This window comes from Streptomyces sp. NPDC051364, from assembly GCF_040682115.1.
In the GTDB taxonomy this organism is placed as follows: domain Bacteria; phylum Actinomycetota; class Actinomycetes; order Streptomycetales; family Streptomycetaceae; genus Streptomyces.
Window position 1 is genome coordinate 53,934 of the sequence record NZ_JBFBAH010000006.1, and the last position, 20,531, is coordinate 74,464.

The window sequence follows — 20,531 nt, forward strand, 5'->3', positions numbered from 1 at the left end:
CGAAGAATCCGCGGACGAATCGCGGACGAATCCGCCTGCGGATCCGGCGGGGATCAGCCGCCGAGCGCGCCACCGATGGGCAGGCCGCCGAGCGTGGGGCCGACCGCCTCGGTGAGCTGGTTGAGGGGGGCGGCCGGGTCGCTGGACTGCTGGCCACCCTCGGGGCTCACCTGCTGCTGGCTCGTGAGCCCCTGGGTGGCGCCGGTGACGGTGCCCAGGGCGTCGGACAGGCCGATGGCGGGCACGGCGGCCGACGCGGAACCCGCGGCGGCGGCGACGAAGGCGGCACCGAGGGCGGCGGCACCGAGAGTCTTGGCAGCTGACTTCTTCATGAAGATTTAGTCCTTGCGACGGGGAATTGAGCGGCTCCGCAAACTAGTCACTTCAAACCCCCGGCCGCAAACATACGTAAATACGAGAAAGCGCCCGGGGATTGCTGTCCCCGGACGCTTTCCTTACGTCATGCCGTGGCCTAGACCGAGACAGAACCGCTGGTCGAAGCGGTCTGCTGGAACAGCCATTCCGACTTCAGCTCCGCGTAACCGGGCTTGATGACCTCGTTGATCATGGCCAGTCGTTCATCGAAAGGAATGAACGCGGACTTCATCGCATTGACGGTGAACCACTGCATGTCGTCGAGCGTGTAGCCGAAGGTGTCGACCAGGTGCTCGAACTCGCGGCTCATGCTGGTGCCGCTCATCAGCCGGTTGTCGGTGTTGACCGTCAGGCGGAAGTGCAGCTTGCGCAGCAGGCCGATCGGGTGCTCGGCGTACGAGGCGGCCGCGGCGGTCTGCAGGTTCGAGGTGGGGCACATCTCCAGGGGGATGCGCTTGTCCCGGACGTACGAGGCCAGCCGGCCCAGCTTCACCGAGCCGTCGGCGGAGACCTCGATGTCGTCGATGATCTTCACGCCGTGGCCCAGGCGGTCGGCGCCGCACCACTGCAGGGCCTGCCAGATCGACGGCAGACCGAAGGCCTCACCCGCATGAATGGTGAAGTGGTTGTTCTCGCGCTTGAGGTACTCGAACGCGTCGAGGTGGCGGGTGGGAGGGAACCCGGCCTCGGCGCCGGCGATGTCGAAGCCGACCACGCCGTTGTCGCGGTAGCGGTTCGCCAATTCGGCGATCTCCAGGGCGCGGGCGGCGTGGCGCATCGCGGTGAGCAGCGCGCCCACGCGGATGCGGCGGCCGCTCGCCTTCGCGCGGCGCTCGCCCTCGCGGAAGCCGTCGTTCACTGCCTCGACGACCTCTTCGAGGGTCAGGCCGGCTTCCAGGTGCTGCTCGGGGGCGTAGCGGATCTCGGCGTACACGACGCCGTCCTCGGCCAGGTCCTCGGCGCACTCGGCGGCGACGCGGAACAGCGCCGCCTTCGTCTGCATGACGGCGCACGTGTGCGCGAACGTCTCCAGATAGCGGGGCAGGGAGCCGGAGTCGGCGGCTTCGCGGAACCAGATGCCGAGCTTGTCGGCGTCCGTCTCGGGAAGGCTCTCGTAGCCGGCCTCGCGGGCCAGCTCGATGATGGTCCCGGGGCGCAGGCCACCGTCGAGGTGGTCGTGGAGCAGCGCCTTCGGGGAGCGGCGGATCTGATCCGGGGTCGGCAGGTTGGGGGTCTCGCTCGTCATCCGGGCACTCTACTCCTACGCGCGTAGAGCAGCGCGTCGGCGACAGGGGTCGATATGCAACAGAGACCGTACGGACGGGTCGCGTACACCTGTCAGTCTGAGAATGTTCCGCCATGGCACAGCATGCGCCGCCGGCGCGCGGGGCCCGCCTGGGGCGGGCGGCCGGGGCGAACGGCTCGGTCTCGACGGGAAGCACAGTCAACGGAGCGGTCCTCCTGCTCCCCGGAGCGTCCAGATTGTTCCCCGGTCCGGTGCGCCCGCTCGCGCGGGCACTGGCCCGGGCGGGCGGGGCGGACGGGCTGGTCGCGCACACGGTCCTGCACGGCCGGGGGGCCTGCCGGGAGGACGACGCCCGGTGGGCGGCCGACGAGGTGGTGCGCCGGTACGGGGACGTGCCGGTGTGCCTCGTCGGCTACGACGCGGGCGGCCGGGCGGCGCTGCTGGCCGCGGGCCACGACGCCGTCAACTCGGTGCTGGCGCTTGCCCCTTCCTTAGGCGAGGTGGTCTCGGCGGATTCCCCGGAACCGGTGAAGCAGCTGTCGGGGCGGCAGGTGCTGATCGTGCACGGGACGAACGACGCGCACAGCGATCCTGAAGCATCGTTTCGGCTGGCGGCGCAGGCGAAGAAGGCGAACCGGGCGACGTGCCGGTTCGAGGTCCACTCGGACGGGCACCGGCTGCGGGAGCACCAGGCGGAAGTCGTGGCGCTGTCCGTGGATTTCGTCATGGGGGCGATGTTCTCGGGGCGGTACTCGCGGCCCGTGACGGACGCGCTGGCGGCGCCGCCGCCGCTGGGGCTGCGGATGCCGCTCGCCTCCGGGTTCGGACGGTCGCTGCGGGGCTGACCTGCGGGGGCTGCGCCGCGAGCGGATGAGGCGCCCGGCCGTCGGACGTATGGTGAGGAGTGGACTCGGGGTCCTTCTCCGCGGGAGGCGGTTCGGCATGGCCGGGATCGTGCGCAAGAGCTTCGACCAGGCGGACGAGACCCGTCCGTTCGAAGACGGCAAGGGCAGGCTCGACGTGATCCAGACGGACGGCGGCGCCGTGGGCCGCGCGGTCTTTGAGCCGGGCTGGCGCTGGTCGGAACACATCAAGCCGCTGGTGGGCACGGACAGCTGCGAGGCCGCGCACACGGGTTACGTGGTGAGCGGCCGGATGAAGGTCGTCATGAACGACGGGAGCAGTGAGGAGTACGGCCCCGGCGACCTCATGGAGATCGCGCCCGGACACGACGCCTGGGTCGTCGGCGACGAGCAGTGCGTCGCGGTGGACTGGACCGGCTTCGGCCAGTACGCGAAGCCGGCCTGACATCCCCGTCGCGTCCCCGTCGCATCCCCGTCACGTCACCGGTCACATCGCTGGTCACCTCACCGGTCACGTCAGCCGGTCACGTCACCCCGCGGGCAGCCACACCGGGTTCGTGAACGCCGCCGGGGCGCCCGGCAGGGGCGGGGCCGCGGCGGGGTGGCGGACCTCGGCCCGGACGTAGGCGGAGCGGGCCGGGGTGGTGTGCCATTCCAGGGTGGTGGCGTCGGGGGCCGTGACGGCCAGGCCCTGATCGGTGATCAGCCGTAGTTCGCAGCCCGGGGCGCCCGTGACCGTGAGCCGGATCAGCACGTCCGCGTCCGGGGTCACCCGCAGGCGCTCCCCGATGCCGGCACGCTCCCCGCGCCCTCCGAAGGCCTCGAAGCCGACCGTGACCTGCGCGGATTCCGCGGCGTAGGACCGGCCGGCCCGTATCCCGGCGAGTACGGCCTCCCGGGTCAGGTCCTCGGCGAGGACCACGGTCTGCGGGCCGCCGATGCGGTCCGGATCGCGGTGGTGGTCGCTGTTGGCCACGGCCGGCAGCCAACGCTCGCCGTCGGCGCCGCGCAGAGTGGCGTCCCAGGAGGCCAGGGAGACCTCGTCGTCCGGGGTCCACGGGCCGTTCCAGACCTCGACCGCGTCGGCCTCGCCGAAGCCGAACTTCCAGGCGCAGCCGATGCAGGTGGCGTGCGGGTGGGCGGGCACGACCAGCCCACCCGCGCCCCGTATGGCACGGGCGAACCGGCCGAAGCGGCCCTCGCGCGCCCGGTAGCGCCAGTCGACGAAGGTCCCCGGGTCGGTGCCGACCGCCAGGACGTGGCCGGTGCGGGTGGTGATCTCCTCGCCGGTCAGGATCAGCAGGTCCGGCGAGAGCGCGTCGGCCCAGGCGGCGTGCGCGGAGTGGGTGTTGTGCTCCGAGGAGTTGATGAAGTCCAGGCCGGCGGCCCGGGCGAGGCCGGCGATCTCGGCCGGGGTGCGGCGCCCGTCGGAGTGCACCGAGTGGATGTGGCAGTCGCCCCGGTACCAGGCCCGGCCGCGGCCGCAGGCCCGCTGGGGCGGGTAGACGGGGCGGGGGGTGCGGCCCGGGTCCCCGAAGGTGAAGCGTGCGGTGATCTCGTACGGGAGCCCCTGCGGGGCCACGGTGTACGGGCCGAGCAGGATGTGCCAGCGGTCGGCTTCGATCGGGCCGGGCACGTAGCCGGGGGTCGCGTCGTCGGCGCGCAGGAAGAACTCGCTGCGGGCGCCGCCTGACCAGCCGCGGAAGCCGCGGCCGCCGAGGGCGGTGCCGTGCTGGTCGAAGATGCCCATGTCGAGGGCATTTCCGGGGGTGCCGGGCGGTACGGGCGGCTTCCCGTACGTGTACGCCACCCTTAACTCGCGTACACCGCGCGGCACATCGAGGGGTATCTCGACGAAGTCCGGGGCGCCCGGGGGGATCGTGCCGGTCAGGATGCGGGTGTCCGGCGAGGGGGCGGACAGGTGCGGGGTGGCGGCTGCGGCGGCACCGGACGCACCGGTCGCCAGAACTTCACGTCTCGTGAGGGCCATGCCTCCACGGTGGCGGCGGTACGTGAATCCCGTGTGAATCCGGGGTGAGGGGTACCGGCTGCCCGAGCAGGGCCACGGCCCGGTGCACGCCGGGCGGCGGTGGTCGCGCCGGTCCGTCCGTACCCGCCGCTCCGTCCCCTCACGGTCGGAGGGCACCGGCGGACCTCCCCCAGCTACCGCTGGGAGGTGCCCCCGGCGCGACCACCACGGCGGGCCGCGGGCTCGGCAGGACCGCCATGGGCCCCCGCCCGGTCCTGCGAACCAGCTCCCGCTCCCCCGTCACCGCGTTTCCCCCTTCACCCGGTGTGACCACTGTGCCGGTTCGGTATATCCGGAAGGCGCCCGATCGGGGGTCGTCTTGCCGCCTTGCGGGAACACGAGGGGTTTATAAACATCCGCAAGCCGGGACGAATACGCATATGCCAGCCGACGAAGCCGACCAGCCACGCGGGGGCGACCTGAGCCGCGCCGCCCGGCGGCTGTACGCGTACGCCGTGGAGCGGCATTCGTTCGCCGCGGCCGAGGCCACCGAGGCCCTCGGGGCGCGGGCGGCCGCGGCGATCACCGAGCTGGCCGCCGCGCACCTGCTCCAGCGGGCCTCCGGCGACGGTCCCGAGCGGTGGAGCGCCGTGGCGCCGCGGGCGGCGGCCGCCCGGGCGCTGGCCCCGCTGGCCCTGCTCGTACGGGAGACCCACGACGAGATGGACCGGCTGCGCGGGCGACTGGAGACGCTGGTCCCGGCGTACGAGGCGGGAGCGGCACACCTCGAACGCAACGGGTCGGGGCGGGCGAAGCTGGAGCTGATCACGGACCTGGGAGCGGTGCGCGGGCTGATCGCGGAGCTGGTCGCGGGGTGCGAGCGGGAGCTGCTGACCTCGCAGCCGGGCGGGGGCCGGCCGGTGGAGACGCTGGAAGAGGCGATCGGGCGGGACGAGTCGCTGCTGGCGCGCGGGGTGCGGATGCGCACGATCTACCAGCACACGGCCCGCTACTCGCGGCCCACGGCGGCGTACGTGGAGCGGGTGACGGCGCTGGGCGCGCAGGTGCGGACGCTGGGCGACGCCCTGATGCGGATGCTGATCTTCGACGGGCACACGGGGCTGATGGCGGTGCCGGACCGCAGCGGGGCGGCGCTGGTGGTGCGCGAGCCGGCGGTCGTGCACTTCATGACGTCGGCGTTCGAGCGGTGCTGGGTGGAAGCGGGGCCGTTCCCCACGACGGTGAGCCCGGACGCGGCCCGCTCGCTCTCGGACGAGCTGCGGCAGACGATCGTGCGGCTGCTGTCGGAGGGTCTGGAGGACAAGGTGATCGCGCGCCGGCTGGGCATGTCGGAGCGGACCTGCCAGCGCCACATCGCGGAGATCATGCGGGCGGTGGGCGCCAAGTCCCGTTTCCAGGCGGGCTATTTGCTCTCCTCGGCGGCGTCTCCCGCCGCCTCCGGGGACGAAGCCGGATCCTGACCGGGGTGCCAGCCGTGCAGCTCCGGGATCAGCCGGCCGCGACGGGACAGCAGGAAGCGCTTGAACTCGGCGACGGGCGGGGTGTCGGGGTGGCCGTCGAGCCAGGCGACGCCGATCTCGCGGACCGCGCGCGGAGCCGTCACCGTCAGCTCGACCACGCCGGGGCGGGCCACGGCCGGCGGCGGCAGCAGGGCCACGCCGAGGCCTGCCGCGACCAGGCCGCGCAGGGTCTCGGCCTCCTCGCCCTCGAAGGCCACGCGCGGGGTGAACCCGGCCTCTGCGCACAGATCGTCGGTGATGCGGCGCATGCCGTAGCCGGGCTCCAGGGTGACGAAGGTTTCCTCGGCTGCCTCGGCGAGGCGGATGCGCTTGCGGGTGGCCAGGCGGTGGTCGTCGGGGACCACCAGGCGCAGGCGCTGCACGTCCAGGCGGCGGGCGACCAGGTCGGGGGCGTCGGGGAGCGGTGAGGTGAGGCAGAGGTCGAGCTCGCCGGCCCGCAGCTTCTCGAGCATGGCCTCGCCGTAGTTCTGCACCAGGGAGAAGCGCACGCGCGGGTGGTCGGCGCGGAAGGCGCGGATCAGGCCGGGTACGGTCTCGGGGCCGAGGGTGTGGAGGAAGCCGAACGCCACCTTGCCGAAGGCCGGGTCGGCGTCCTGCTGCACCGACTCGGCGGCGCGGGCGATTTCGGCGAGGGCCCGCTCGGCCGACGCGAGGAAGGTCCGGCCGGCCGTGGTGAGCGCGACGGTGCGGCCCTTGCGGGCGAACAGCGTGACGCCGAGGTCCTGTTCGAGCCGGACCATGGCCCGGGACAGGGTGGACTGCGGGACGCCCAGCTCGTGCGCGGCGCGGGTGACGTGCTCGTGGCGGGCGACGGCGGCGAAGTACGCCAGGCGCGGGGCCAGCAAAGCTGTCACCGCGATGTCTTCTTCGTAACGGTTCATTTACAGGCGCCCCTCTGAGCTGCGGTCATGCATCAGTGGATTGATTATCGCGATTCTGTGCATTGGACGCATGAAACGGGACGGGTCTACGGTCGTTGCATGCCTCCCGTTCATACCGGGGCGCCCGTCACCACGGGTGCCTCCACCCCGTCGTCCCCTGCCGCACCGGAACCCCGCTCCCCCGGCCGCCCCGGCTACCGCCGCATGAGCCTCGCGCTCTTCGCCGCCGGACTCGCGACGTTCGCCCTCCTCTACTCCACCCAGGCGCTGCTGCCCGCGATCTCCGACGGGTTCGGGGTGACGGCGGGTCAGGCCAGCTGGACCGTGTCCGCGGCCACCGGCGCACTCGCCCTGTTCGTCCTGCCCCTCAGCGCGCTCTCCGAGCGCTTCGGGCGGACCCGGATGATGACGGTCTCCATGCTGGTCGCCGTCGGCGTCGGGCTCCTGGTGCCGTTCGCGCCGAACCTGGAGTGGCTGGTGGCGCTGCGCGCCGTCCAGGGTGCGGCGATCGCCGGCATCCCGGCCTCGGCGATGGCGTACCTGGCGGAGGAGGTCAAGCCGAAGGCGCTGGTGGGCGCGATCGGCCTGTTCGTGGCGGGCAATTCCATCGGCGGCATGAGCGGGCGCCTCGTCACCGGCTGGGCGGCCCAGGTGTGGGGCTGGCGGGGCGGGCTGCTGGCCGTCGGCCTGATGTCCCTGGCGTGCGCGGCGGCCTTCCTGGTGCTGCTCCCCCGGGCCCGGTTCTTCCGCCCGGCCTCGCTGAACCCGCGCGCGGTCGGCCGTACGGTCGCCGGGCACCTGCGGGATCCGCTGCTGCTGCGCCTGTACGGGATCGGCGCGCTGTTCATGACCGTCTTCGGGGCCGTGTACACCGTCATCGGCTACCGGCTGGTCGACGAGCCGTTCTCCCTCGGGCAGGGCGTGATCGGCTCGATCTTCCTGATCTACCTGGTCGGCACGGTCTCCTCGGCCGCCGCCGGGCAGCTGGTGGCCCGGACGGGGCGGCGCGGCGCGCTGTACCTGGCGGTGACCACGACCGCCCTGGGCCTGCTGCTGTCCCTGGCGGACTCGCTCGCCGCGATCCTGCTCGGCCTGGTCCTGATCACCGCCGGCTTCTTCGCGGGCCACGCGGTGGCGTCCGCCGCGGTGAGCCGGACCGCGACGTCGGGCCGCGCGCAGGCCTCGGCGCTGTACCAGTCGGCGTACTACCTGGGCTCCAGCGCGGGCGGCACGCTCGGCGCGCTCGCCTACCACTCGGCGGGCTGGGCGGCCACGGTGGGCATCGCGCTGCTGGCCGTGCTCGGCGTCGTGTCGATCACCCTGTACGGCTCGCACGCGGCCCGCGCGGAGCGCCGCCTCACCTCGCTGGCGACCGCACGCTGATACGGCCGCGCGCGGATCGCCCGTACGGCATCGGTACGAGCGGAATTACGGAGCCCGGAGGCGCAAGCCGCCCCGGGCTCCGGCGCGTTGCCCCTCCCCGCCGGGAAGGCATGAGGAGGTGGGAGGGAGTCCGACGTGAAATCCATGCGGATGCGTACGGGGCGGCGGATGCGTACAGGGCGACGTGCGGCGGCGGTGGTCTGCGGGGCGGTGGCGCTCGCGGCCCCGCTGGTGGTCGGCGGGGGCGGGGCGGCGCAGGCCGCCGGCTCGTGCAACGTGACCACGGGGCCGTACCAGCGGCAGGCGGAGCAGTTCCTGGGGCGGCCGGTCGACGGGTGGCAGTCCGCGGCCGACTGCCAGGCGGTCAAGGCGTTCCAGGCGAAGCACGGGATCACCCCGACCGCGGGGTACGCGGGGCCGCTGACCTGGCAGACGATGAGCACGATGCTGGCGCAGCGGGCGGCGGGCACGACGCCGAACAAGGACGGGAAGTGCCCGGTGAATCTGGGCCGGATCGCCTGCGTCGACCTGACCCGCCAGCTCAGCTGGGTCCAGGACGGCGCCATGCTGAAGTACGGCCCGGTGCCGGTCCGCACCGGGAAGGCCGGCACCGAGACCCGGACCGGGCTGAAGCGGATCTACTACCGGAGCATCGACCACTGGTCGACGATCTACGACGTGGCGATGCCGTACGCGCAGTTCTTCGACAACGGGATCGCCTTCCACTCCGTCGAGAAGAGCATGTGGAACCCGCCGGGGTCCGGCGGCTGCGTGAACATGCGGGCCGCGGACGCGAAGGCGTACTGGAACCTGCTGGTCAAGGGCGACGACGTGTACGTGTACGGCCGCAAGCCCGGTACCTAGTGCCGGGCTTTCCGGCTGCCGTTGTCAGCCCCCTCCGGTAGTTTTCGAGGTATCGGACCGACTGGGGGAAGACAGCCATGAGTGACCTCGCCACGGGCATCGAGTCCGACCTGGATGCGGCGATGGACCGCTACCGGGTCGAGCTCACCGGCTACTGCTACCGCATGCTCGGCTCCTCCTTCGACGCCGAGGACGCGGTGCAGGACACGTACGTCCGCGCCTGGCGCAGCTTCGAGAAGTTCGAGGGCCGGTCCTCGCTGCGCTCGTGGCTGTACCGGATCGCCACCAACGTCTGTCTGGACCTGCTGAGCGCGGGGACCAAGCGGGCCCGCCCGATGGACCTCAGCGCCCCGCAGCACCAGGCGTCCGCGGTGCTGAGCCAGTCGCCGGAGGCGACGTGGCTGGAGCCGGTCCCGGACGGGCGGGTGCTGCCGCAGACCGCCGATCCGGCGGAGATGGCGCTGGCGAAGGAATCCGTACGCCTCGCCTTCGTGGCGGCGCTGCAGCACCTGCCGGCGAAGCAGCGGGCGGTGCTCATCCTGCGCGAGGTGCTGGCGTGGAAGGCGGACGAGGTCGCGGCGCTGCTGGAGACCACGGTGGCCTCGGTGAACAGCGCCCTGCAGCGGGCCCGGGCCACGATGTCCGCCACCCGCATGCGCGAGAGCGAGGCGGCGGACCCGCTGGACGCGGAGCAGGTGAAGCTGCTGGAGCAGTACCTCTCGGCCTTCGAGGCGTATGACATCTCGCGGCTGACCACCCTGCTGCACGAGGACGCGGTGCTGTCGATGCCGCCGTTCGACCTGTGGCTGCAGGGGCATGCGGACATCGCGGGGTGGCATCTGAACCAGGGCATCGGCTGCAAGGGCTCCCGCCTGGTCCCGACCACGGCGAACGGCCTGCCGGCCTTCGGCCAGTACCGGCCCCGGGAGGACGGGAAGCCGGGGCACGTGCCATGGGCTCTCCAGGTCCTGGAGATCTCAGACGGCAAGATCGTCGGGCTCAACGCCTTCCTGGACACCGACCGCTGGTTCCCCCTCTTCGGCCTCCCCGAACAGCTCGAGGAGTCCGACGAGGTCCAGCAGGGCGCGTAGCTCGGGCCGGGCGCCGGTCACCCGGAACGCCCGCCCCCGCGCGGCGAGCCGCAGCCGGGCCAGCGCTTCGACGACCCCCAGGTCAGGAGCGGTGACGGCGCCGACGTCGCACTCCACGGCCTCCGCCCCTGCCTCGTACAGCCGGGCCAGGCGGGCGCACAGCCCGTCCACGTCCTGCGCGGTCGGTCCGGGCTCGGGCAGCACCAGTCGCATGATCTCCACGCAGGGGTGACTGCCGGGCCCACCCGAACTCATCGGTGAGCGGAAAGACGTCGGCGCGGCTCCGGACGGGGAGCCGCGCCGACGCGTTGGGGGGGCCGCAGGTCAGGCGATGCGGTCCAGGACGATCGGCGTGGCGGAGAACGCCGTGCCGGCCGGGGCGATGTCGTACGTGCCCTCCAGGGAGGCCAGGGCGTAGTCGAACTTCTCCGGGGTGTCCGTGTGCAGCGTCATCAGCGGCTGGCCGGCCACCACGGTGTCGCCCGGCTTGGCGTGCAGCTCGATGCCCGCGCCCGCCTGCACCGGGTCCTCCTTGCGCGCGCGGCCGGCGCCCAGGCGCCAGGCGCCGACGCCGACGCCGTACGCGTCCAGCCGGGTCAGCACGCCCGACTCGGGGGCGGTGACGACGTGCTGCTCGCGGGCCACCGGGAGGGCCGCGTCCGGGTCGCCGCCCTGGGCCGCGATCATCCGGCGCCAGACGTCCATCGCGGAGCCGTCGGCCAGCGCCTTGGCCGGGTCGGCGTCCTTGATGCCCGCCGCGTCCAGCATCTCGCGGGCCAGCGCCAGGGTCAGCTCGACGACGTCGGAGGGGCCGCCGCCGGCCAGGACCTCGACCGACTCGCGGATCTCCAGCGCGTTGCCGGCGGTCAGGCCGAGCGGGGTGGACATGTCGGTGAGCAGGGCGATCGTCTTGACGCCGCTGTCCGTACCGAGGGCGACCATCGTCGAGGCGAGCTCGCGCGCGTCCTCGATGTTCTTCATGAACGCGCCGGTGCCGACCTTCACGTCGAGGACGAGCGAGCCGGTGCCCTCGGCGATCTTCTTCGACATGATCGAGGAGGCGATCAGCGGGATGGCCTCGACGGTGCCCGTCACGTCGCGCAGCGCGTACAGCTTCTTGTCGGCGGGGGCCAGGCCGTCGCCCGCCGCGCAGATGACCGCGCCGGTGGTGTCGAGGACGTGCAGCATCTCCTCGTTGGAGAGCAGCGCGCGCCAGCCGGGGATCGACTCCAGCTTGTCCAGGGTGCCGCCGGTGTGGCCGAGGCCGCGGCCCGACAGCTGCGGCACGGCCGCGCCGCACGCGGCGACGAGCGGGGCCAGCGGGAGGGTGATCTTGTCGCCGACACCGCCCGTGGAGTGCTTGTCGGCGGTCGGGCGGGACAGGGAGTCGAAGTTCATCCGCTCGCCCGACGCGATCATCGCGGCGGTCCAGCGCTTGATCTCGGACCGGTTCATGCCGTTCAGCAGGATGGCCATCGCCAGCGCCGACATCTGCTCGTCGGCGACGACACCGCGCGTGTACGCGTCGATGACCCAGTCGATCTGCTCGGGGCTCAGCTCGCCGCGATCCCGCTTGGTGCGGATGACGGAGATGACGTCCATGTGGTGCTTCCTTCTACGCGCATAGAGATGAGGGGAAAGAAAGTCGGACGGGAGACGGCCCCTCGCCCGGGGGGCGAAGGGCCGTCGGCACGGCTATCTCAGGTGGTCCGGCCCGAAGGCCTGCGGCAGCATCTCGGCCAGCGGAAGGATCCCCTTCGGGGTCTCCACCAGCAGTTCCGGCCCGCCGAACTCGAAGAGCAGCTGGCGGCAGCGCCCGCACGGGACGAGGTTCTCGCCCTTGCCGTCCACGCACGTGAAGTGCGTCAGGCGGCCGCCGCCCGTGGCCTGGAGCGCGGAGACCATCCCGCACTCGGCGCACAGGCTGAGCCCGTAGCTGGCGTTCTCCACGTTGCAGCCGACCACGGTGCGGCCGTCGTCGACGAGGGCGGCGGCACCGACCGGGAAGCCGGAGTACGGGGCGTACGCCCGGGACATGGCCTCCCGGGCGGCGGCCCGCAGGGCCTCCCAGTCGGCGGTGGGCGCCGTCGTCACTTGCCCTGGCCCTTGCGGTACGGCATGCCGTCCGCCTTCGGCATCCGCAGCCGCTGCGCGGAGAGCGCGAGCACCAGGAGCGTAGTGACGTACGGGGCCGCGTCCACGAACTGGCTCGGCACCGCGTCGGTCAGCGCGTACCAGAGGAACAGGCCAACGGCGCACCCGGCCGCAATGGCGGCCTGGACGTGCTTCTTCTTGTACAGCTGCCAGACGACGGCCACCACGAGCAGGATCGCGAGGAGCAGCAGCATCGCGTGGACGTTCTCGGAGCCGCCGCGCAGCTTGAGGCTGTAGGTGAAGCCGAACAGGCCGGCGCCGAGGGCCATGCCGCCCGGCATCCAGTTACCGAAGATCATCGCGGCGAGGCCGATGTAGCCGCGGCCGCCGGTCTGCCCCTCCTGGTAGATGCCGGTGGAGACGATCGCGAGGAACGCGCCGCCCAGGCCGGCCATCGCACCGGAGACGACCACGGCGATGTACTTGTACTTGTAGACGTTGACGCCGAGGGACTCGGCGGCGATCGGGTTCTCACCGCAGGAGCGCAGCCGCAGGCCGAAGGACGTGCGCCACAGCACCCACCAGGTGGCGGGGATCAGCAGGATCGCCACGACGGTCAGCAGCGACAGGTTGGTGACGAGACCGCCGAGGATGCCGGCGAGGTCCGAGATCAGGAACCAGTGCTTGCCCTGGAGCGTGGCCAACCCGTCCGACATTCCTGGGATGGTGATCTCGTTGATCGGGTCGATGCGCGGGGACTGCTTGGAGGAGCCGCCCGGGGCCTTGTCGAAGGTGAAGTTCGACAGGTACTGGGTGAAGCCGATGGCCAGGATGTTGACCGCCACACCGGAGACGATGTGGTTGACGTTGAACGTGACCGTGATGATCGCGTGCAGCAGGCCGCCGATGGCGCCGCCGATGATGCCCATCGCGACGCCGGTCCACGGGCCCCACTGGTAGCCGGCCCAGGCGCCGAACCAGGTGCCGAGGATCATCATGCCCTCGAGGCCGATGTTGACGACGCCTGCGCGCTCGGCCCACAGGCCGCCGAGGCCGGCCATGGCGATCGGCACGGCGAGCTGGAGGGCACCGGAGACCTGGCCGACGGAGGTCAGGTCATTGGCGCCGGAGATGACCCGGACCAGCGAGATCAGGGCGAGACCGCCCGCGATGATCAGCAGGATCCAGGGCAGGGTGAGCTTGCGGCGGCCGCCGTTCTTCTTGGGCGCGGCGCTCGTCGCGGAAACGGTGCTGGTGCTCACGCCGCAACCTCCTTGTCGGTCTTGATGGCGTGGCCGGCGGCCAGCTCCTCGCCGACCTTCTGCTGCTGGCGGCGGATGCCGTAGCGGCGGACGAGCTCGTAGCTGACGACGACCGCGATCACGATCAGGCCCTGCATGATCGTGCCGATCTCCTTGGCGTAGCCGTTCTGGTCGAGACCGGCGGACGCCTTGTCGATGAAGGCGATCAGGAGGGCGGAGAAGAAGATGCCGAGCGGGTTGTTGCGGCCCAGCAGCGCGATGGTGATGCCGGTGAAGCCGACGCCCAGCGGGAAGGACAGGTTGTACGTGTGGGACTCGCCGAGCAGCAGCGGCATGCCGGTGAGGCCGGCGACCGCGCCCGAGATGAGCATCGACGTCATGATCATCTTCTTGGCGTCGACGCCGGAGGCCTGGGCGGCGGACTCGCTGGCGCCGGTGGCGCGCAGGTCGAAGCCGAACCGGGTCCGGTTGAGGACGAACCAGTAGACGATGCCGAGGGCGAAGGCCACGAAGGTGAAGCCGTAGACCTCCAGGCCGTCACCCATGGTCAGGGACGGAAACCAGCCCGACTCGGCGATCTCGCCGGTGGTCAGGTCGTTGGAGCCGGCCGGCTGCACGCCCAGGTTCTTGGGCAGGATCAGCCAGGCGATCACGGCGGTCGCGATGGCGTTGAGCATGATCGTGGAGACGACCTCGCTCACACCGCGCTTGGCCTTGAGGATGCCCGCGATGCCGGCCCAGAAGGCACCGGTGAGCATGGCCACGGCCACGATCAGCAGGATGTGCAGCGGACCCGGCAGCGTGACCGCGGTACCGACGACGGCCGAGACCATCGCTGCGAGGCGGTACTGGCCGTCCACACCGATGTTGAAGAGGTTCATCCGGAAGCCGATGGCCACGGCCAGGGCTGCCAGGTAGTAGATGCCGGCCTGGTTGATGATCAGGACCTGGACGTCCTCGTAACTGGCCTGCTCGACCATGATGCGCAGCGGCTCGATCGGGTCCACGCCCGAGGCGGCCAGCACGATCATGGTCAGCAGGAAGGCGCTGACCAGCGCGAACACCGGGCCGGCGGCAGCGAGGAGCAGCCGGTCCTTGTCGAATTTCTTCATCGTGCCTCGTCCTCCGTCGTGTCACCGTCGGCATCGGCGGAGTGGTTGTCGGATACGTCCAGGTGGCCGCGCGCGGCACCCGTCATGGCGGTGCCGAGCTCCTCCGGCGTGATGGTCGCCGGGTCGGCGTCCGCGACCAGGCGGCCGCGGTAGATGACGCGCAGGGTGTCGGACAGGCCGATCAGCTCGTCCAGGTCGGCGGAGATCAGGAGCACGGCCAGGCCCTCGCGGCGGGCCTCGCGGATCGCGTCCCAGATCTGCGCCTGCGCGCCGACGTCCACACCACGGGTGGGGTGGGCGGCAATGAGGAACTTCGGGTTGTGGCTCATCTCGCGGCCGACGATCAGCTTCTGCTGGTTGCCGCCGGAGAGGGAGGCCGCGGTCACGTCGATGCCGGGCGTGCGCACGTCGTACTCGCGCACGATCCGCTCGGTGTCCTTGCGGGCGGCCTTCGGGTCGAGGATGCCCTTCTTGGAGTTGGGCGCCTCGGTGACGTGGCCGAGGATGCGGTTCTCCCAGAGCGAGGACTCCAGCAGCAGGCCGTGGCGGTGGCGGTCCTCGGGGATGTACCCGATGCCGCCCTCGCGGCGCTTGCGCACCGGCGACTTCGTGATGTCGCGACCGTCAAGGGTGATCACGCCCGAGTCGGCGGAGTTCATGCCCATCAGGGCTTCGATGAGCTCCGTCTGGCCGTTGCCCTCGACACCCGCGATGCCGAGGATCTCGCCCTTGTGGATGGTGAAGTTGATGTCGTCGAGCAGGAGCCGGCCGGTCTCGAGGTGCTCGTGGAGGTAGGAGTCCTCCGGGTCCGTCGGGGCCATGGTCTCCGGCTCGACGACGGCGGCGTCGGACGCGGCGAGGGTCAGGCTCTCGACGGTCAGCATCGGGACGTCCGTGACCGTCGACTCGCGGGTCTCCGGCGAAGGCAGCTCGCTGCCGACCATGAGCTCGGCGAGCTGCTTGGTCGTCGCGGTCTTCGGGTCGGCGGTGCCGACGGTGGTGCCGCGGCGGATGACGGTGATGTCGTCGGCGACCTTGAGCACCTCGCCCAGCTTGTGCGAGATGAAGATGACGGTCAGGCCCTCGGCCTTGAGCTCGCGCAGGTTGTCGAAGAGTGCGTCGACTTCCTGCGGCACGAGCACGGCGGTGGGCTCGTCGAGGATGAGGGTGCGGGCGCCACGGTAGAGGACCTTGAGGATCTCCACGCGCTGCCGGTCGGCGACGCCGAGGTCCTCGACCAGGGCGTCCGGTCGCACGCCGAGGCCGTACGCGTCCGAGATCTCCAGGATCTTCTTGCGGGCCTTGCCGCCGATGCCGTACAGCTTCTCGCCGCCGAGAACCACGTTCTCCAGGACGGTGAGGTTGTCGGCGAGCATGAAGTGCTGGTGCACCATGCCGATGCCCCGGGCGATGGCCTCGCCGGGGTTGGCGAAGGTGACCTGCTCCCCGTCGATGGCGATGGTGCCCTCGTCCGGCTTCTGCATGCCGTAGAGGATCTTCATCAGGGTCGACTTGCCGGCGCCGTTCTCACCGATGAGGGCGTGGACCGTGCCCTTGCGGACGGTGATGGCGATGTCCTTGTTGGCGACGACGCCGGGGAAACGCTTGGTGATGCCGTGCAGTTCTACGGCGGGGGGGCTGGACGCGTTGATGACGCACTCTCCTTGGCGCGGAAGGAGCTGGAAAAGCCAAGTTGGCAGGGGGACAGGGCGGGGAGAGAAGGTATCGCGTCCACGATGCCTCTACGCGCGTAGCACTGTCGAAAGTGAAAACTTGCGGCCAACTGGCCACAAGGATCACGGAACACGGCTCGGGGCCCGGGAGCGGTGGAGACCGCTTCCCGGACCCCGGAGACCACTACTGCAGGTCAGAGACTGCCTTACGGGGCGGTCTTGACGTTGATCTTCTTGGCGATGATCTCGGCCTTGGCCTTCTCGACGGCAGCGGTCACGTCGGCCATCTTCTTGTACTCCGGGTTGGAGTCGGCCAGGCCCACGCCGTTCTTGTCGAGGCCGTAGCGGACCTCGCCGTTCTCCGGCTTGCCGTCCTCAACGGACTTGATCACGTTGTAGACCGCGCCGGACACGTCCTTGGTGACCGAGGTCAGGATGTGGTCCTTGTACTTGGCCAGACCGGCCTGGTTGTACTGGTCCGAGTCGACGCCGATGGCCCACTTGCCGGCGGTGGCGGTGGCCTCGATCGCGCCGGAGCCGGCGAGACCGGCGGCGGAGTAGATCACGTCGGCACCGTTGTCGAGCTGGCCCTTGGCAGCGGCCTTGCCCAGGTCGGGCTTGGCGAAACCGGAGAAGTCCGGCGGCTGGGTCAGGTAGGTCGACAGCACCTTGGCGTTCGGGTTGGTGTCCTTGACGCCCTGGGTGAAGCCCGCCTCGAACTTCTTGATCAGCGGAACCTCGACACCGCCGATGAAACCGACCGTGCCGGTCTTGGAGGCCTTGGCGGCGGCGACGCCGGCCAGGTAGGAGCCCTGCTCCTCGTTGAAGACCAGGTTCGCGATGTTCTTGTCGGTCACCGAGGTGTCGTCGATGATCGCGAACGTGGTGTTCGGGAACTTCGGGGCGACCTTCTTGATGGCCGGGGCGTACGAGAAGCCAACGCCGATGACCGGGTTGTTGCCCTTGCGCGCCAGCTCGGTGAGGCGCTGGACCTTGTCGGCCTCGCTCTCGCCTTCGGTGGGCTCCGCCTCGGCGCCCTTGATCTTCAGTTCCTTCTCAGCCTTGTCCAGACCCGCGAACGCGGCGTCGTTGAACGACTGGTCGCCACGGCCGCCGATGTCGTAGGCGATGGCGGCGGACTTCGCACCACCCGACTCCGAGGGGGAGGCGGAGGTGTCGGACGACTTCTTTCCGCCACAGGCGGTGGCGGAGAGGGCCAGCGCCGCGGACGCGATGCCCACGGTGGCGATCCTGGTGATCCGGCGCAAGGGGAGGCTCCTTCAAAACCTGACCGAAGCGCCACGACCGGCGCTGGTTTAGCGGCGATCGTAACGCGCGTAGATGTCAGTTAAAGGGCCGTTCATGAGTCGTTATCGGATCGTCGTGAATCGGACAGTGACCGATCGGTGACTGCCCAGACGTCCAGCCCTTGTGTACCAAGGGCTGGACAGGTGTGACGGAAGGCGCTCAGATGTTGTAGGAATTTTTACCCGATCGGCCTCGAACGCCGCCCGTCGAGCAGTGCGGCGGCCGTGAAGAACTCCACGCCGACCCCGATCGCGGACTCGTCCACGTCGAAGTCGCCCCGGTGCAGGTCCCTCTTGGCGCTCGCGCCGGGGGTGTGCACGCCGAGCCGGGCCATGGCTCCGGGCACGTGCTCGAGGTACCAGGAGAAGTCCTCGCCGCCGAGGCTCTGCTCGGTGTCCTCGACGGACTCCTTGCCGAGCCGGGCCTCCATCGACTCGCGCAGCAGCTCGGTGACCACCGGGTCGTTGACGACCGGCGGCACCCCGCGCACGTAGGTGATCTCCGACTTGGCGCGGTGCATCCCGGCGATCTCGTCGATCGCGGCGTGGATCTGGTCGGGCGCCTCGTGCCAGGCGTTGATGTCCAGGCAGCGGATGGTTCCGGACAGCTCGGCGTGCATCGGGATCACGTTGCAGGCGTGCCCGGCCTCGATCCGGCCCCAGGTGATGGACATGCCCGAGCGGGCGTCCATCCGGCGGGACAGCACGGCCGGCAGGTCGACGGCGACCCGGGCGGCGGCCGTGACCAGGTCGGTGGTCAGGTGCGGGCGGGCGGTGTGCCCGCCCGGGCCGGCCAGCGTGATCTCCAGCCGGTCGCAGGCCGAGGTGATGGGCCCGGTCCGCAGTCCGATCTTCCCGGCGTCGACCCGCGGATCGCAGTGCACCGCGACGATCCGGCCCACGCCGTCCAGGACACCGGATTCGATGGCGTCGGTGGCTCCGCCGGGCAGCACCTCCTCGGCGGGCTGGAACAGCAGCCGCACGGGGCGGGGCAGCAGGCCCTGCCGGTCGAGGTCGGCGAGGACCAGGCCCGCGCCGAGGACGACCGCGGTGTGCACGTCGTGGCCGCAGGCGTGGGCGCGGTCGGGGAAGGTCGAGCGGTACGCGATGTGGGTCTTGGTGTCAGGAATGGGCAGGGCGTCGATGTCTGCGCGCAGGGCCAGCATCGGCCGGCCCCCGTCCCAGGTGCCCACGTCACAGATCAGGCCGGTTCCGGACTTCAGCACGCGGGGGCGCAGGCCGGCTTTCTCCAGCCGGGCCTTGATCGCCGCCGTAGTGCGGAACTCCTGGTGTCCTAGCTCGGGGTGCATGTGCAAGTCCCGGCGGAAGGCGATCAGTTCGGCACGCAGGTGGTCCGGAAGCTTGCCGGGCAGCTCGGGCCGGTCGGGCGTGCCGGGCAGGGCGGTCTGGGACTCGCGGGACATCAACTGGTTCACCCGTTGAAGGGTAGGCCCACCTATGGGCCAACTGGCTGGAGATCACCAAAAGTTCATGCCGTTAGGGGAAAAAAACCAGACCTCTGGACGCATGACCGGATGCACCTGGGGGTACACTCGCGCGCTCATCCGGCCGCAGAGGCCGTCTGGGCAGGGAGTCTGTGCACATCACGGGCGGTCTCGGTGACCCCGGCGAGGAAGCTGCGGGCCCGCGGCGAGGCGGAGCCGGCGAGCCAGGCCGGGTCGACATCGCATACAGCGACGGTCACACCGGTACCGGTCAGCGCGTACGGCAGGGTGTGGACGACGGTGGACGGAAAGCTGACGATCGTCCGGCCGACGGGTCCGCGCCGGGCGATCAGCTCCAGCGGCAGGTCCGGGCGGACGATCTCGAGCCCGGTCGCCTCGCTGAGCGCGCGCAGCTTCTGCGCGGACTCCCGGCGGTGCGCGAAGTAGCGGGTGGCCCCGTGCTCCAGGGTCAGGGCGCGTACGGCGTCCAGGTAGCGGGCCGGGTCGACCACGCCGGTCTCCACGAGGGAGGTGCCGACGAGGTCGGTGCCCTTGGTCAGGCGCGGCGGGCCGAACCGGGAGCGGGTCCAGGCGAACTCGTTGACCCGCAGCGTCATCGCGCCGTGGACGGTGACGGGCATCGAGCTGAACACCTCTACGCGGCGCCCCTTGCCCGCGGCCGGGGTGAAGCGGCGCCGGGCGGTGGCCGAGACCGGTGCGTACGCGAGCTCGCGGACGCGGCCGGGCAGGCCTCCGCCGCCGACCCGGTGCCAGCGTACGAGGCGCTCGCCGCGGCCGGTCTGGGCCACGAACTCCATGGTGGCGGTCCCGTCGTCGACCACCACGAGCTCCTCGGCCCGTACGAGGGTGAGCAGGAGCTGCACGTACCGGGAGAAGGGGTCGCCGACGACGACCCGGCGGGCCGCGCGCACGTCCCGGGCGAGCGCGGCGAGCGCCCTGAAGGGCGCGAGCGGGCCGCCGCGGGCCTCCTGCCAGGCGACCTCGTACCCCTCGTCCCGCGCGAGGCCCGCCATCCGGCGCAGCTGGCCGCGGGACATGGGGTCGGTGGGGGGCAGTACGACGATCCGCAGCCAGGACGCTGCGCTCGCCGGACCGGACCCGCCGCCGAGGCCGACCGCAGGCCGTTCGGTTTCCGAGGCCGGGCTCGGGGCTGTGAACCGGCCCGGCCGGCCAAGGGCGGGGCGGGGAGAGCCGCCCTCTTCGGGTCCGCGGGAGGCGATCGGGCCCGGCTGGCGGGGGACGCCGGCCAGCCGGACGGCACCGCCCGGTGTGGACACGGCTTCGGCGTACGCCCACTCCAGCACGTTCAGCAGCTGGACCGGACTCTCGACGAAAGCCAGGGTGGAGGCTGAGGGGGTCACCACGTACTCCTCGTCAGGGGCGGGGCGGAGCGTCGTACCGGAC

At 71.3% G+C, this 20,531-nt stretch carries 19 protein-coding genes; 6 read left to right on the plus strand and 13 right to left on the minus strand.

What is annotated here, in order from left to right; all coding sequences use genetic code 11:
* Positions 1-53: 53 nt before the first annotated feature.
* Positions 54-332, minus strand: a complete 279-nt coding sequence (locus tag AB0M76_RS14840; RefSeq protein WP_365953246.1) for a hypothetical protein — start codon at positions 330-332, stop codon at positions 54-56.
* A 140-nt stretch (positions 333-472) separates the two neighbouring features.
* Positions 473-1,621 carry an adenosine deaminase gene (locus AB0M76_RS14845; protein ID WP_365953247.1) on the minus strand — a complete coding sequence of 383 codons (1,149 nt, stop codon included), beginning with the start codon at positions 1,619-1,621 and terminating at the stop codon, positions 473-475.
* A gap of 113 nt (positions 1,622-1,734) precedes the next feature.
* Here AB0M76_RS14845 and AB0M76_RS14850 point away from each other — a divergent pair, with 113 nt between their 5' ends.
* Together AB0M76_RS14850 and AB0M76_RS14855 are read left to right on the plus strand one after the other, a co-directional pair.
* Complete coding sequence (locus AB0M76_RS14850; protein ID WP_365953248.1) at positions 1,735-2,466, plus strand: alpha/beta hydrolase; 732 nt, start codon at positions 1,735-1,737, stop codon at positions 2,464-2,466.
* Between the two features lie 97 nt (positions 2,467-2,563).
* Positions 2,564-2,929, plus strand: coding sequence for a cupin domain-containing protein (locus AB0M76_RS14855; RefSeq protein ID WP_365953249.1), 366 nt, complete (start codon positions 2,564-2,566; stop codon positions 2,927-2,929).
* An 84-nt stretch (positions 2,930-3,013) separates the two neighbouring features.
* Here the strand turns inward: AB0M76_RS14855 and AB0M76_RS14860 are convergent, their stop codons facing one another.
* Complete coding sequence (locus AB0M76_RS14860) at positions 3,014-4,474, minus strand: CehA/McbA family metallohydrolase (RefSeq protein WP_365953250.1); 1,461 nt, start codon at positions 4,472-4,474, stop codon at positions 3,014-3,016.
* A gap of 419 nt (positions 4,475-4,893) precedes the next feature.
* On the opposite strand from AB0M76_RS14860, the gene AB0M76_RS14865 reads away from it, so the two are divergent.
* On the plus strand, positions 4,894-5,934 hold the full coding sequence (locus AB0M76_RS14865) for a helix-turn-helix transcriptional regulator (protein WP_365953251.1): 1,041 nt from the start codon (positions 4,894-4,896) through the stop codon (positions 5,932-5,934).
* Here the strand turns inward: AB0M76_RS14865 and AB0M76_RS14870 are convergent.
* Positions 5,877-6,875: a LysR family transcriptional regulator gene (locus tag AB0M76_RS14870; protein WP_365953252.1), complete on the minus strand. Its 999-nt coding sequence runs from the start codon at positions 6,873-6,875 to the stop codon at positions 5,877-5,879. The two genes, AB0M76_RS14865 and AB0M76_RS14870, sit on opposite strands and share 58 nt — an antisense overlap.
* Positions 6,876-6,974: 99 nt before the next feature.
* Between AB0M76_RS14870 and AB0M76_RS14875 the strand changes: the two genes are divergently transcribed.
* From AB0M76_RS14875 to AB0M76_RS14885, 3 genes are all read left to right on the plus strand, one after another.
* Complete coding sequence (locus AB0M76_RS14875; protein ID WP_365953253.1) at positions 6,975-8,258, plus strand: MFS transporter; 1,284 nt, start codon at positions 6,975-6,977, stop codon at positions 8,256-8,258.
* A 168-nt stretch (positions 8,259-8,426) separates the two neighbouring features.
* Positions 8,427-9,122, plus strand: coding sequence for a L,D-transpeptidase family protein (locus AB0M76_RS14880; protein WP_365953254.1), 696 nt, complete (start codon positions 8,427-8,429; stop codon positions 9,120-9,122).
* Between the two features lie 77 nt (positions 9,123-9,199).
* Complete coding sequence (locus AB0M76_RS14885; protein ID WP_365953255.1) at positions 9,200-10,213, plus strand: sigma-70 family RNA polymerase sigma factor; 1,014 nt, start codon at positions 9,200-9,202, stop codon at positions 10,211-10,213.
* On the opposite strand, the gene AB0M76_RS14890 is transcribed toward AB0M76_RS14885, so the two are convergent.
* The 9 genes from AB0M76_RS14890 to AB0M76_RS14930 form a co-directional block, all read right to left on the minus strand.
* Positions 10,100-10,426: an STAS domain-containing protein gene (locus AB0M76_RS14890; RefSeq protein ID WP_365953546.1), complete on the minus strand. Its 327-nt coding sequence runs from the start codon at positions 10,424-10,426 to the stop codon at positions 10,100-10,102. The two genes, AB0M76_RS14885 and AB0M76_RS14890, sit on opposite strands and share 114 nt — an antisense overlap.
* A 111-nt stretch (positions 10,427-10,537) precedes the next feature.
* Entirely contained in the window at positions 10,538-11,815 is a 1,278-nt protein-coding gene (locus AB0M76_RS14895) for a thymidine phosphorylase (protein ID WP_266664494.1), read from the minus strand.
* Positions 11,816-11,908: 93 nt separating this feature from the next.
* Complete coding sequence (locus AB0M76_RS14900) at positions 11,909-12,307, minus strand: cytidine deaminase (RefSeq protein ID WP_365953256.1); 399 nt, start codon at positions 12,305-12,307, stop codon at positions 11,909-11,911.
* Positions 12,304-13,569, minus strand: coding sequence for an ABC transporter permease (locus AB0M76_RS14905; protein ID WP_365953257.1), 1,266 nt, complete (start codon positions 13,567-13,569; stop codon positions 12,304-12,306). Before AB0M76_RS14905 ends, AB0M76_RS14900 begins: the two co-directional genes overlap by 4 nt.
* On the minus strand, positions 13,566-14,681 hold the full coding sequence (locus tag AB0M76_RS14910) for an ABC transporter permease (protein ID WP_365953258.1): 1,116 nt from the start codon (positions 14,679-14,681) through the stop codon (positions 13,566-13,568). Before AB0M76_RS14910 ends, AB0M76_RS14905 begins: the two co-directional genes overlap by 4 nt.
* Positions 14,678-16,303, minus strand: coding sequence for an ABC transporter ATP-binding protein (locus AB0M76_RS14915; RefSeq protein WP_365953547.1), 1,626 nt, complete (start codon positions 16,301-16,303; stop codon positions 14,678-14,680). The genes AB0M76_RS14910 and AB0M76_RS14915 overlap by 4 nt, the downstream gene beginning before the upstream one ends.
* Positions 16,304-16,560: 257 nt before the next feature.
* Positions 16,561-17,622: a BMP family ABC transporter substrate-binding protein gene (locus AB0M76_RS14920; protein ID WP_365953259.1), complete on the minus strand. Its 1,062-nt coding sequence runs from the start codon at positions 17,620-17,622 to the stop codon at positions 16,561-16,563.
* Positions 17,623-17,840: 218 nt separating this feature from the next.
* A complete protein-coding gene (locus tag AB0M76_RS14925; protein WP_365953548.1) occupies positions 17,841-19,085 on the minus strand; it encodes an amidohydrolase in 1,245 nt (414 codons plus the stop codon).
* Positions 19,086-19,222: 137 nt separating this feature from the next.
* Positions 19,223-20,488, minus strand: a complete 1,266-nt coding sequence (locus AB0M76_RS14930) for a hypothetical protein (protein ID WP_365953260.1) — start codon at positions 20,486-20,488, stop codon at positions 19,223-19,225.
* Positions 20,489-20,531 lie beyond the last annotated feature (43 nt).